The sequence below is a fragment of the Sagittula sp. SSi028 genome, assembly GCF_048553715.1.
GTDB lineage: Bacteria > Pseudomonadota > Alphaproteobacteria > Rhodobacterales > Rhodobacteraceae > Sagittula.
Window position 1 is genome coordinate 335,191 of record NZ_JBLZNC010000003.1, and the last position, 12,113, is coordinate 347,303.

A 12,113-nucleotide genomic window follows, 5' to 3' on the forward strand; every position below is an offset into this window, starting at 1 on the left:
CGTTTTCCAGAAGTCCCGCTGCGTGGTGACGCGGGGGACCGCGTATGATGTGGGGCAGGGGATGACCCTGCGCCCGTTATGCTCAGATGCGTTCGATGATCGTGGCCGCGCCCATGCCGGAGGCAACACACAGCGTTGCAAGGCCTGTGCCTTTGCCGGTGCGCTCCAGCTCGTCGAGCAGAGTGCCGATGATGATCGCGCCGGTGGCGCCCAGCGGGTGGCCCATGGCGATGGAGCCGCCGTTCACGTTGACCTTCGAGCTGTCGACGTCGAACGCCTGCATGAAACGCAGAACCACGGAAGCAAAGGCCTCGTTGACCTCGAACAGATCGATGTCGGAGATCGACATGCCGCTGTCGCGCAGGATCTTTTCCGTCGCGGGCACGGGGCCGGTCAGCATGATGGTCGGATCGGTGCCGATCTTGCAGGTGGCGCGAATGCGGGCGCGCGGCTTCAGGCCGTATTGCTCGCCAAACGCCTTGTTGCCGATCAGAACGGCGGCAGAGCCGTCCACGATCCCCGAGGAGTTGCCCGCGTGGTGCACGTGGTTGATGCGCTCAAGGTGGGGGTATTTCATCAAGGCAATGTTGTCGAAGCCGGGCATGACTTCGCCCATTTCCTTGAACGACGGCTTGAGCGCGCCGAGGCTTTGCATATCGGTGCCGGGACGCATGTATTCATCGCGATCGAGGATCGCGAGACCGTTCTGGTCACGCACCGTGATCACCGATTTGGCAAAACGGTTGTCTTCCCAAGCGGCTGCGGCGCGCTTTTGGGATTCCACCGCCAAGCTGTCTGCATCATCGCGGCTGAAGCCATATTCGGTAGCGATAATGTCGGCCGAAATCCCCTGCGGCACGAAGTAGCTTTCCATGGCGATCGACGGATCAACCGCAATGGCCGCGCCATCAGAGCCCATGGCCACACGGCCCATCATTTCAACGCCGCCAGCGATATAGGCCTGACCGGCCCCGCCCTTGACCTGGTTGGCCGCGAGGTTCACCGCTTCCATCCCGGAGGCGCAGAAACGGTTGATAGACAGGCCGGGAATGCGTTCGTCCAGATCCGAGGCCAGAACGGTCGAGCGTGCCAGACAGCCGCCCTGTTCCATCACCTGCGTGGCGTTGCCCCAGATGACATCCTCGACCGCGTGGCCGTCCAGACCGTTGCGTTCCTTGACCGCGTTCAGCACCTGTGCGCCCAGACGCAAAGAGGTGACTTCGTGCAGCGCGCCGTCCTTGCGACCCTTGCCACGCGGGGTGCGCACAGCATCATAGATATAGGCTTCGGTCATCAGACACGTCCTTTCTTATTCGAATTCGAAACTCTGAAGTGTGTGGGGCAGGGGGCCATACAGCCCCCGACCATAAGTGCGGCAGCGTTCGGTCCGCGAAACGGGACCACGCCAGATGATATGTGGCGGCAGAGTGTCACGCGCGATCAGCCGGAGATCCGGGCATCAGATCATATGGCGCCTTCCAACCCGGTAAAGACTGGATGTTCGACATCCAACGGTCGATGTTTGGCCAATCTGCACGGTCAAATCCGAAGGTTTCGGGATAGAACAGATACCCGCAACATGTGAGATCGGCATTTGTCGGCGCGCTGCCCACGATCCAGTCGCGCCCTTGAAGATGCGTGTCCAGAACAGCGTAAGCATTGGCCAGCCGGCCTTGATTAAAGGCGATTACCTCCTGCGGGCGCTTATCTTCTGGCAAAAAATGCATAAGGAAGCGTGTCACACCGGCCATCGACGACAGCTTGTGGTTGTCCCACAGCACCCACCGCAGAATTTCGCGTCGCTCGGCGGCGGTGTCACCGCCAAAATGGCCGTAGGTGTCGCTGAGATACTGCTGGATCACGCCCGATTGTGACAGGCGCAGCTCTCCGTCCTCAAGAACGGGACATTCGCCCATCTCGTTGACCTCACCACGGTAGGCGGGCCCGCGGGTTTCGCCGTTGAAGAAATCGACCTTTCGTGGCGCCCAGTCCAGACCCGCCAGTTCCAAAGCCAGCGCCGCTTTATAGGAATGTCCTGATTCCCCAAAGCAATAGAGTGTCATCGTCATTGGTATAGTCCTCCTGCCGAAAGCTGTATCCAACTCGTAGCGGCGCGTCGTGGGGGTTTCACACCCCCACACCCCCGTGAGGTATTTGACCCAAGAAAAAGCCGGAATTTGCGGCGGTTAAGGGAATGTTAGAAGATCTCGAGGAATTTGGAGCCACGGTACAGGCTGAGGAGCCGATGACCGTCCAAGGAAAAGCCCCGATTCTAGCCAAAGGGCCGGGCACGGTAGGAAGGGCGTATGCAGCCCCGAGTCGGGGTCCGAAACGCGCCCTTCCTGCTTTTTCTTGGTTCAAATACCTCATTGCGCGCTCTCCCCTTCGCGTAACGGTCTATTTTGTATGCTGTTGCCAGCGCAAACTCGCGGGGTCTGGAAGGTCACGGACGTGGTTTCTGTCTCGCTGTTGGCTCAAGCAGCCCCGAGGGGGGCAGGTGGGGCGTGATACCCCACCTGCTGGATTAAAACTGGGCCGCGTCCAGCGCCATAACCGTGTCAGCACCGCTTTCGATCCGCGTGAGGTGCGTGGAGGTCATCGGCAGTTGACGCGCCATGTAGTAGCGGCCGGTTGCAATCTTGGCGTTAAGGAAATCCGCATCCGCGTCACCGGCGGTCAGCTTGTCCTCGGCAGCGATTGCCATTTTCGCCCACATCAGGCCCAGGCAGACATGTCCGAACATGTGCATGAAGTCATAGGAGCCGGACAGCGCTGCGTTGGGGTTCTTCATGCCGTTTTGCATGAAGAACATGCCAGCGGCTTGCAGATCCTTGGAGGCGGCTTTCAGCGGTTCGCGGAAATCCTTCTCGAAGGCGTCGGAGCGGCCTTTGGTGTCCTTAATGAAATCGGTGACCATTGCAAAGAAGGCCATCACATGTTTGCCGCCGTCCTGTGCCAGCTTGCGGCCGACAAGGTCGAGCGCCTGCACGCCGTTTGCGCCTTCGTAGATCATGGCGATGCGGGCATCACGGGCGAACTGGGACATGCCCCATTCTTCGATGTAGCCGTGGCCGCCGTAGACCTGCTGGGCGTTGGTCGCCATCTCGAAGCCCTTGTCGGTCAGGAACCCTTTGATGACCGGGGTCAACAGCGAGATCAGGCCGTGGGCGGCTTCGTCGTTGTTGCGGTGGGCGCGGTCGATCATTTCCGCACCCCAGTAGGTGAATGCCCGTGCGCCTTCGTTGAAGGATTTCTGGTCCATCAGGTTGCGGCGGATGTCGGGGTGCACGATCAACGGATCGGCGGGGCCTTCGGGGTTTCTGACACCGGTCACGTCGCGGCCCTGCAGGCGGTCCTTGGCGTACTCCAGCGCGTTCTGGTAGGCGACTTCGGACTGCGCGTAGCCCTGCAGGCCAACGCCGAGGCGGGCCTCGTTCATCATGGTGAACATGGCGCGCATGCCTTTGTGCTCGGTGCCGAGCAGGTAGCCGGTTGCCTCGTCGTAGTTCATCACACAGGTCGAGTTGCCGTGGATGCCCATTTTCTCTTCGATCTTGCCGACAGAGACGCCGTTGCGGGTGCCGGGGTTGCCGTTCTCATCGACGATGAATTTCGGGACGATGAACAGTGAGACGCCTTTGATGCCTTCGGGGCCGCCGGGGATCTTGGCCAGCACCAGATGGATCACGTTCTCGGACATGTCGTGATCGCCCGCAGAGATAAAGATCTTCTGGCCGGAGACCTTGTAGGTGCCATCTTCCTGCGGGACGGCCTTGGTGCGCATCAGGCCCAGATCGGTGCCGCAGTGCGGCTCGGTCAGGTTCATGGTGCCGGTCCATTCACAGGTCACCATCTTGGGGAGGTACATGGCCTTTTGTTCGTCGGAGCCATGGGCGTGGATCGCCGAGTAGGCACCGTGCGTCAGGCCCTGGTACATGTTGAACGCCATGTTGGCGGAGGAGAACTGTTCGCCGACCGCGGTTGCGACCACATAGGGCAGGCCCTGGCCACCGTATTCGGGGTCGCAGTCCAGCGCGGTCCAGCCGCCTTCGCGCACAGCGTCAAACGCCGCCTTGAAGCCTTTGGGCGTGCGCACGACACCGTTTTCCAGAACGCAGCCTTCGGTGTCGCCAACAGCGTTCAGCGGGGCCATCACATCGCGGGCCACCTTGCCGGCTTCCTCGAGGATCGCCTCAAGGGTTTCGCGATCAAGGTCGTCGAAGCCCGGAATTTCCTGTTCGCCAACCTTCAGCAGGTCGTTGAGCACGAACATCTGGTCTTTGACGGGTGCATTGTAGCTCGGCATGGTCTCTCTCCCTAGTCCGTTTACCGGAGGTCTGTCCGGTCAGGTCGCGGTGGGGGGCTTATTCCGCCGCGGCCTGTGTCTCACTCGAGGCGATCATCTTTGCGCCCCATTCCATTTGTTCCTTCAGCTCGCCAATGGCGGCGTCCAGTTCGTCGCGTTGCCGGATCATGTCCGCCAGCCGCGCTTCGGCAATTTCATAGGCCTTTTCCAACTGCATGCGCTGCTGGTCGCCTACGCTGTACATGTCCAGAAGCTGGCGAATATCCTCGAGGCTGAAGCCAAAGCGCTTGCCGCGCAAAATCAGCGTCAACCGGCCCCGTTCGCGCTTTGTGTACAGACGTTTCTGGCCCTCACGGATGGGGGACAGCAGCTCTTTCTGTTCATAAAAGCGCAGTGTTCGCGGGGTTACATCGTAGGTGTCGCACATCTCCCGGATTGTCATTAACTTGTCTTCGGTCATCTCGCCTTTCCTTTGCTGTGTCAGTGACCAACGCTGGAACTGCGGGTTACGTCCCATTCATACAATGGGAAATTCCGTTGACGTAACTCATACGCTGCGTCACTTCCCGTTTGACGTAACTTCCCGCAATCCCGACCGGTCTTGTCGTCATTTTGTTACATGGCGCAACGGCAATTGGGTCAGGAAATCCTGACCTTCGACGTAACGTCCTTGCGTTCTGCGGTTCTGTTTTGCTCTTGGCCGCCCGGCATGTGCGCGTCTTTGGCGCTGCCGGGGGCGGGGGTCAGCCGTTCAGGCTGGCCTCTGTGTCGTCGCGCAGGGATTTCAGATCGTTCATGGCGTCCTCGATCTGGGCCTTCTGCTCCGCCAGTTCGCGCAACTGGCGGTCGGCCATTTCGATCCACGTCTGCATCTGGGCCTGCGTGCCTTCCTGTTCGTACATCTGCAGCCATTGCCGGATGTCTTCGAGCTGAAAGCCGAACTTGCGTCCGCGCAGAATCAGGGTCATCCGCGCCACCTCTCGCGGACCATAGAACCGCGAGCGCCCCTCCCGGTCGGGGGACAGCAGTTCGATATATTCGTAATACCTCAAGGTTCGCGGCGTCACATCGAACCGCGCACACATTTCCTTGAAGCTCAGACGCTGGTCTTCCATCACTCGCCTCTTTTCTCGTCCCCGGACGTTAAGCTAAGTTGCGTAACCCGCGAGGACAACCACCACCAGACAGATTGACCATATGGACCGCGCATGTAACCGTTTGCCCAACATAGGAACGGGACAAGACATGACAGCAGATCAGTCGGCAAACAAGGCGCGAATCGCCAAGCAATTTATTGAAAACATTCCGCATTCCCGTGCATTGGGCATGACCATCACCAATATCGGCGACGGGACGGCGGAAATTACGATGCCCTATGATACAAGATTCATTGGTGATCCCGAGACGGGGGTGATTCACGGCGGTGCGGTCTCTGCGCTGATGGACACCTGCAGCGGGGCGGCGGTCATGAGCCATCCGCGCGCGCCCGCTGGCACCGCGACGATCAACCTGCGCATCGACTATATGCGCCCGGCTACGCCCGGCCAGACGATCACGGCGCGGGCGGAATGCTATCATATCACGCGCTCTGTCGCCTTTATCCGTGCCACGGCCTTGGATGAGGACACGGACCGCCCCGTTGCCACAGCCACGGGGGCCTTTACCGTCGAAGGTGCGCCCAAACCATCAAAGGGAGACGTGTGATGCGCAGTGCGCCCGAACCGGTTCAGGTGATCAAACAGCGACGCGATGCGGCGCTTTCTGCTTTGGTCGAAGGTGTGCCCTATGTCACGTGGCTGGGGGTGCGGTTTGACCGGCGGGGCGACGAGCTGACCGCCATTCTGCCCTATAATGACGATCTGATCGGCAATCCCATGCTGCCTGCGATCCACGGTGGCGTGACGGCGGCCTTTCTGGAAATTACGGCCATGATCACGCTGAGCTGGAACTGGCTGTGGGAGGATGTGGAATCCGGTGCGCTGGATGCCTTTGACATGGCGGGGCATCTGCCGCGCCTGCCCAAAACGATCGATTTCACGGTGGATTATTTGCGCTCCGGTTTGCCGCGGGATGCCTATGCGCGGGCCTATGTGACGCGGTCGGGGCGGCGCTATGCCTCTGTCCGGGCGGAGGCCTGGCAGGACAATCGCGACCGGCCTCTGGCCCATGCCACGGCGCATTTCCTGATGCCCCGCAAGGGGTAAGGTGCTGTCGCCCCTTGACGGCATGGCGCAGGCACGGTCCCTTGCCCGCAGATGAACGGGGGCAGATATGAGCAATGAGATCACGCACCGGCGGGTGTTGAACATCGCGGTGCCGATTTTGCTGGCCAATGTCACCGTGCCAATTCTTGGCGCGGTGGACACAGGCGTTGTGGGTCAGATTCCCGCGCCAGAGCCCATCGCCGCCGTGGGTGTCGGGGCCGTGGTGCTGAGCGCGGTCTACTGGATTTTCGGCTTTTTGCGGATGGGCACGGCGGGGCTTGCGGCGCAGGCCAGCGGGCAGGGCGACACTGCCGAGGTTGCGGCGCTGCTGACGCGTTCGCTGTTGATCGGGGTGGCCGGCGGTCTGCTGCTGATTGTGCTGCAATCGGCGGTGTTTGCGGGGGCCTTTGCGATCTCGCCTGCGGGCCCGCAGGTGGAAGGGCTGGCGCGGAATTACATGCAGATCCGCATCTGGTCTGCTCCGGCGGCCATCGCGATTTACGGCATAAACGGCTGGCTGATCGCCCAAGAGCGCACCCGCCATGTGTTGATCCTGCAGCTTTGGATGAACGGCGTGAACGTGGCGCTGGACCTGTTGTTTGTGCTGGCGCTGGGATGGGGAGTGTCCGGCGTGGCCTTTGCGACTTTTCTGGCGGAATGGTCCGGTCTGGCGCTGGGTCTATATTTGTGCCGCGCGGCTTTTGCCCATGGTGCATGGAAGGACCGCGCGCGGGTGTTCGACCGGCTGCGGCTGAAACGTATGGCGGTGGTGAACACTGACATAATGCTGCGTTCGCTGATGCTGCAGGCGATCTTTGTCAGCTTTCTGCTGTGGGGCGGGCGGTTTGGCGCGGTCACGCTGGCGGCCAATCAGGTGCTTTTGCAGTTTCTGCACATCGTGGCCTATGCGCTCGACGGCTTTGCCTTTGCGGCGGAGGCCTTGGTCGGCCAAGCGCTGGGAGCGCGGGCGGTGTCGCGGCTGCGGCAGGCGGGGCTGCGCACCAGCCTGTGGGGGCTGGGCTCTACGGTGGTCTTTATGCTGGTGTTTGCCCTGTTTGGCGGGGCCATCATCGATCTGATGACCAAAGCGCCCGAGGTGCAGGCCACGGCGCGGGATTACCTGCCGTGGGTTGTGGTGGCGCCACTGTTCGGGTTGGCCTGCTTTATGCTGGACGGGATATTCATCGGCGCGACCCGCACGGGGGACATGCGCAATATGATGGCGCTGTCGGCGGGGCTGTATTTCGCCGCCGTTTTTGCGCTGACGCCGGTAATGGGCAACCACGGGCTGTGGGCGGCGCTGATGGTGTCCTTTGTGGCGCGGGGCGTGACGCTTGGCCTGCGCTACCCCGCGCTGGAACGGGACGCGCTTAAAGCTGACGCGCCGTGATGGTGTAGACAAAGCGCGCAGGGTCCAGTTCGTCCTGCGCGCGCCCGTCGATCTCCGCCTGCGGATACATCAGGAAGGGCAGCGCGTCGCGCGCCGATCCGGGCAGAACCACGTCATGGGCGTCGTTGTAGACAATCCAGTTGCCCTCGGCGCTGCCGAACAGGCCTTTGCGGGCCTCTGCGACTTTGGCGTCCTCCAGCGACAGGCCGCCGTCCTCTTGCAGCACGACCTTGCGCACGTCGGCGGGGTCCACCGGCACCCAGCCGATCCCGTCAAGGAACACCTCGGCGCGGCAATGCTGCGCGCCGGTCACCACCTCGGAGCCCGCGCCCAAGGCGCTGTAGCCAAAGGCCGACGGCGCCACGCGAAGCCCGTAGAGATCACGCGCAGGCAGACCCGCCGCCCGCGCCAGACCGACATAGAGCGCGTTGAGGTCGGCGCATTTGCCGGTCAGATCGCCGGTGTGCAGCATCGAGGCCACATCGCCCAAACCGCAGCCACGGGTTTCGGGGTTGCGTTCGGTCTGGGTGACGACCCAGTCATAGATGCGCTGCGCCTTTTCCAGATCGCCACTCGCGCCATCGGTGATCTGCGCCGCTGTGTCCGCGACGATGCCATCGGTGGGGATCAGATCGGTGGGCGCGGTCAGCGTGGCGCGCTCCGCGTCGGTCAGGGTGACGCCGGTCGGGGTCAGATCGACATAGCGGCTTTGGGTGTCCATGGTCGAGGTCACGGTCAGCTCTGGCATCACGCCTGCCTCCCAACGGGCATGGACAAAGGCCACGCCCTGCGTCTCGTCCATCACCAGCTCGGCTGTGCCGTTGGTGTCAAAGGAGTTGATGCCCGGACGCGCCCAATCGGCGGCCTGAAACGAGGGCACAGGCACCCAGGCCTGCGCACCGGTTTCACCTGCCGGCAGCGTAACACGGGTGACGGTTTCAAAGGTGCGCCAGCCTTCGGGGCGGGGGGCATAGGCCGCGCGCGCGCCCTGCGGAAGGGCGGTCGCCGCCAAAGCCGCACCACAAGTGCCAAGAAATCCACGTCTGCTGAAGGCCATCGGTCTGTCCATCCGGTTTTGGAAAAGTTGCCAGTAGGCTTAGGCAAGGCGCGGCCAAAGCGCAATTGCCCATGTCCCATTCCCGTATGCGCACATTAGGTGTTTGGCAACGCACTAGACGACTGGTCTAATACTGCCTATCTCGCCGGTATGACGCAGGACACACATGACACCAAGGACACGATTCTGGCGCGCGGCGAGGCGCTGATGCTGCAGCATGGCTTTGCCGGTGTCGGGCTGTCCGCTGTCCTGAAGGCTGCGGGCGTGCCCAAAGGATCGTTCTACCACTACTTCTCCTCCAAGGAGGATTTCGGCCGCGAGGTGATCGAAGCCTACAGCGACCGCTACACTGCCGCTTTGGACACGCTTCTGGACCAGCAGAGCACCGCGGCGGACCGGCTGGTGCAGTTCCTGAGTGCGTGGAGCGAGGGGCAGGGCAGTCGCTGTCTTGTGGTCAAACTGGGGGCAGAGGTGTCGGATCTGGCGGAACCCATGCGCGCCGCAATGAACCGCGGGGTGGACGGCTTTACGCAAAGACTGGCCGATCTGCTGGACCGGGGCGTGCGCGACGGAACGCTGCAGGTGGCCGATCCGTTGGCAGAGGCACAAACGCTCTATGCCGCGCTGTTGGGGGCGGCTGTTCTGACGCGTCTTTCCGGCGACCCCACCGCCCTCAGGCGGGTCGTCAGCGATACGAAACACCGGCTGATCCGTCAGCCCTGAACATCACGTAAGGATACATTATGAAAGCCATCGTCCACGATACATTCGGCGATCCCACCGAGGTTTTGCAAACCCGCGAGGTCGACACGCCCGAGCCCAAGGAAGGGCAGGTGCTGTTGAAAGTGGGGCTGGCCCCGATCCACAACCACGATCTGTGGACCATTCACGGCTCTTACGGGGTGAAACCCGATCTGCCCGCCATTGCCGGATCTGAAGCGATGGGCGTCGTCGAAAAGGTCGGCCCCGGCGTGTCTGAGGATCTGATCGGCCAGCGCGTGAATGCGGCGGGCGTCAAAGGGGCCTATGCGGAATACACGCTGGCCAACGCCGCCACGCTGGTTCCCCTGCCGGAGGTTCTGTCGGACGAGGCGGGCGCACAGCTTGTGGCCATGCCGTTCTCTGCGATCACGCTGCTGGATTTCCTGAACGTGTCCAAAGGCGACTGGATCGTGCAGACCGCTGCCAATGGTGCCGTGGGCAAGATCTTGGCCGCGCTGGCGAAATCGCGCGGGATCAAGGTGCTGAACATCGTGCGCCGTGCCGGGGCCCGCGACGAGCTCAAAGAGCTGGGGCTGGAGAACATCGTTGTCACCGATGATGCCGATTGGGTCGAACAGGCGCAAAAGATCATCGGGACCGACGGCGCGCGCGCGGCTGTGGACAGCGTCGGCGGTGACATCGGCGGTGATCTGGTCACGCTTCTGGGCCAGGACGGTCTGCTGGTGACCTTTGGCACCGCAACCGGCGCGCCGCTGACCTTTGACACCGGGGCGATCATCTTCAAACACATTGTGATCAAAGGCTTCTGGGGCAAACGGGTCATCGAGGAGATGGCACCGGAGCATCGCAAGGATCTGATGGTCGAGCTTGTCACACTGGCCGCACAGGGCAAAATCCCGCTGACCACCGATGGGGTTTTTGGTCTGGATCAGGGGGCAGAGGCCGCCAAAGCCTCGCGCAGTGCCGGGCGCACCGGCAAGGTGATGATCAAACCCTGAGCGCCCCGCGCTGTTTGACGCAATGCCACATGGGCCAGAGGTGTTTTGCCTCTGGCCTTTTGCGTGCCGCATCCTCTATTGAGTTGCAGTCAATTAGGGGAGAGGCGCAATGGACGATCTCGTAAACAGCTTCATGACCGGACCGGATGAAAAGGGCCGCTTTGGCATCCACGGTGGCCGGTTCGTGTCCGAAACCCTCATGCCACTGATCCTTGAGCTGGAGGACCAGTATGAGAAGGCCAAGACCGACGACAGCTTCTGGGCCGAAATGGACTGGCTGTGGAAGCACTACGTCGGCCGTCCCTCGCCGCTGTATCACGCCGAACGCCTGACGGAACGTCTGGGCGGGGCGAAGATCTACCTCAAGCGTGACGAGCTCAACCACACCGGCGCGCATAAAATTAACAACGTGCTGGGCCAGATCATTCTGGCGCGCCGCATGGGCAAGACCCGCATCATCGCGGAAACCGGCGCGGGCCAGCACGGCGTGGCGACCGCGACGGTTTGTGCGAAGTTCGGTCTGAAATGCGTGGTCTACATGGGTGCGCATGACGTGGAACGCCAGCAGCCCAACGTGTTCCGCATGAAGCTGCTTGGCGCGGAAGTGATCCCCGTGACCTCTGGCCGTGGCACGCTGAAAGATGCGATGAACGACGCGCTGCGCGACTGGGTGACCAATGTGCGCGACACCTTCTACTGCATCGGCACCGTTGCGGGCCCGCACCCCTATCCGGCGATGGTCCGCGATTTTCAGTCGATCATCGGCAAGGAGACCAAGGAACAGATGATGGAGCAGGAGGGCCGTCTGCCCGACACCATCATTGCTGCCATCGGCGGAGGGTCAAATGCGATGGGCCTGTTCTATCCGTTCCTCGACGACAAATCGGTGAATATCATCGGTGTCGAAGCTGGCGGTAAGGGCGTGAACGACAAGATGGAGCACTGCGCCTCGCTGACGGGCGGGCGTCCGGGTGTTTTGCACGGCAACCGCACGTACTTGCTGCAGGACGAGGACGGGCAGATCCTTGAAGGGTTCTCGATCTCGGCGGGTCTGGATTATCCCGGCATCGGGCCAGAGCACGCCTGGCTGCATGACATCGGGCGCGCGCAATACGTGTCGATCACCGACAGTGAGGCGCTGGGCGCCTTCCAGCTGTGCTGCGAAACCGAAGGCATCATTCCCGCGTTGGAGCCATCGCACGCCTTGGCGCATGTGATGAAGATCGCGCCCGAGCTGCCCAAGGATCACATCATTTGCATGAACATGTGCGGCCGTGGCGACAAGGACATCTTTACCGTGGCAAAACACCTCGGGTTTGACATGGGGTGAGCCCACGGGCCGCTAAGTCGTCTGAATTGCTGAGAAAACAAGGGCCATAAACTTCGGTTTATGGCCCTTAATCTTGGGTTTATTGCGAAATATGCATCGCCCGCG

Annotated in this window: 12 protein-coding genes; 6 read left to right on the top strand and 6 right to left on the bottom strand. The window is 61.7% G+C overall.

Annotation, left to right across the window (positions count from 1 at the left end):
* Positions 1 to 82 precede the first annotated feature (82 nt).
* The 5 genes from ACN5AZ_RS07770 to ACN5AZ_RS07790 form a co-directional block, all read right to left on the bottom strand.
* Positions 83 to 1,294 (bottom strand): acetyl-CoA C-acetyltransferase, encoded by a 1,212-nt coding sequence (locus tag ACN5AZ_RS07770; protein ID WP_419428293.1) that lies wholly within the window; start codon positions 1,292 to 1,294, stop codon positions 83 to 85.
* Between the two features lie 136 nt (positions 1,295 to 1,430).
* Positions 1,431 to 2,069 carry a glutathione S-transferase family protein gene (locus tag ACN5AZ_RS07775; protein WP_419428294.1) on the bottom strand — a complete coding sequence of 213 codons (639 nt, stop codon included), beginning with the start codon at positions 2,067 to 2,069 and terminating at the stop codon, positions 1,431 to 1,433.
* Positions 2,070 to 2,524: 455 nt separating this feature from the next.
* Positions 2,525 to 4,306 (bottom strand): acyl-CoA dehydrogenase C-terminal domain-containing protein, encoded by a 1,782-nt coding sequence (locus ACN5AZ_RS07780; RefSeq protein WP_419428295.1) that lies wholly within the window; start codon positions 4,304 to 4,306, stop codon positions 2,525 to 2,527.
* 58 nt (positions 4,307 to 4,364) lie between these two features.
* On the bottom strand, positions 4,365 to 4,766 hold the full coding sequence (locus tag ACN5AZ_RS07785; RefSeq protein WP_419428296.1) for a MerR family transcriptional regulator: 402 nt from the start codon (positions 4,764 to 4,766) through the stop codon (positions 4,365 to 4,367).
* Positions 4,767 to 5,049: 283 nt separating this feature from the next.
* Positions 5,050 to 5,421, bottom strand: a complete 372-nt coding sequence (locus ACN5AZ_RS07790; RefSeq protein ID WP_419428297.1) for a MerR family transcriptional regulator — start codon at positions 5,419 to 5,421, stop codon at positions 5,050 to 5,052.
* Between the two features lie 130 nt (positions 5,422 to 5,551).
* Between ACN5AZ_RS07790 and ACN5AZ_RS07795 the strand changes: the two genes are divergently transcribed.
* From ACN5AZ_RS07795 to ACN5AZ_RS07805, 3 genes are all read left to right on the top strand, one after another.
* Positions 5,552 to 6,010, top strand: coding sequence for a PaaI family thioesterase (locus ACN5AZ_RS07795; protein WP_419428298.1), 459 nt, complete (start codon positions 5,552 to 5,554; stop codon positions 6,008 to 6,010).
* Entirely contained in the window at positions 6,007 to 6,510 is a 504-nt protein-coding gene (locus ACN5AZ_RS07800) for a PaaI family thioesterase (protein ID WP_419428299.1), read from the top strand. Before ACN5AZ_RS07795 ends, ACN5AZ_RS07800 begins: the two co-directional genes overlap by 4 nt.
* Positions 6,511 to 6,577: 67 nt before the next feature.
* Positions 6,578 to 7,900, top strand: coding sequence for an MATE family efflux transporter (locus ACN5AZ_RS07805; RefSeq protein ID WP_419428300.1), 1,323 nt, complete (start codon positions 6,578 to 6,580; stop codon positions 7,898 to 7,900).
* On the opposite strand, the gene ACN5AZ_RS07810 is transcribed toward ACN5AZ_RS07805, so the two are convergent.
* On the bottom strand, positions 7,881 to 8,969 hold the full coding sequence (locus ACN5AZ_RS07810; protein ID WP_419428301.1) for a transglutaminase domain-containing protein: 1,089 nt from the start codon (positions 8,967 to 8,969) through the stop codon (positions 7,881 to 7,883). The two genes, ACN5AZ_RS07805 and ACN5AZ_RS07810, sit on opposite strands and share 20 nt — an antisense overlap.
* 138 nt (positions 8,970 to 9,107) lie before the next feature.
* Between ACN5AZ_RS07810 and ACN5AZ_RS07815 the strand changes: the two genes are divergently transcribed.
* From ACN5AZ_RS07815 to trpB, 3 genes are all read left to right on the top strand, one after another.
* Complete coding sequence (locus ACN5AZ_RS07815) at positions 9,108 to 9,680, top strand: TetR/AcrR family transcriptional regulator (RefSeq protein ID WP_419428302.1); 573 nt, start codon at positions 9,108 to 9,110, stop codon at positions 9,678 to 9,680.
* Between the two features lie 20 nt (positions 9,681 to 9,700).
* Positions 9,701 to 10,678, top strand: coding sequence for a zinc-binding dehydrogenase (locus ACN5AZ_RS07820; protein ID WP_419428303.1), 978 nt, complete (start codon positions 9,701 to 9,703; stop codon positions 10,676 to 10,678).
* A 109-nt stretch (positions 10,679 to 10,787) separates the two neighbouring features.
* Positions 10,788 to 12,008: a tryptophan synthase subunit beta gene (gene trpB / locus ACN5AZ_RS07825; protein ID WP_419428304.1), complete on the top strand. Its 1,221-nt coding sequence runs from the start codon at positions 10,788 to 10,790 to the stop codon at positions 12,006 to 12,008.
* Positions 12,009 to 12,113 lie beyond the last annotated feature (105 nt).

Excerpts from the sequence above, each read along its gene's own strand:
- ACN5AZ_RS07795 (WP_419428298.1), top strand. The coding sequence starts at position 5,552 with ATGACAGCAGATCAGTCGGCAAACAAGGCGCGAATCGCCAAGCAATTT.
- ACN5AZ_RS07770 (WP_419428293.1), bottom strand. The coding sequence starts at position 1,294 with ATGACCGAAGCCTATATCTATGATGCTGTGCGCACCCCGCGTGGCAAG.
- ACN5AZ_RS07775 (WP_419428294.1), bottom strand. The coding sequence starts at position 2,069 with ATGACGATGACACTCTATTGCTTTGGGGAATCAGGACATTCCTATAAA.
- ACN5AZ_RS07780 (WP_419428295.1), bottom strand. The coding sequence starts at position 4,306 with ATGCCGAGCTACAATGCACCCGTCAAAGACCAGATGTTCGTGCTCAAC.
- trpB (WP_419428304.1), top strand. The coding sequence starts at position 10,788 with ATGGACGATCTCGTAAACAGCTTCATGACCGGACCGGATGAAAAGGGC.
- ACN5AZ_RS07820 (WP_419428303.1), top strand. The coding sequence starts at position 9,701 with ATGAAAGCCATCGTCCACGATACATTCGGCGATCCCACCGAGGTTTTG.
- ACN5AZ_RS07805 (WP_419428300.1), top strand. The coding sequence starts at position 6,578 with ATGAGCAATGAGATCACGCACCGGCGGGTGTTGAACATCGCGGTGCCG.
- ACN5AZ_RS07815 (WP_419428302.1), top strand. The coding sequence starts at position 9,108 with ATGACGCAGGACACACATGACACCAAGGACACGATTCTGGCGCGCGGC.
- ACN5AZ_RS07810 (WP_419428301.1), bottom strand. The coding sequence starts at position 8,969 with ATGGACAGACCGATGGCCTTCAGCAGACGTGGATTTCTTGGCACTTGT.
- ACN5AZ_RS07790 (WP_419428297.1), bottom strand. The coding sequence starts at position 5,421 with ATGGAAGACCAGCGTCTGAGCTTCAAGGAAATGTGTGCGCGGTTCGAT.
- ACN5AZ_RS07785 (WP_419428296.1), bottom strand. The coding sequence starts at position 4,766 with ATGACCGAAGACAAGTTAATGACAATCCGGGAGATGTGCGACACCTAC.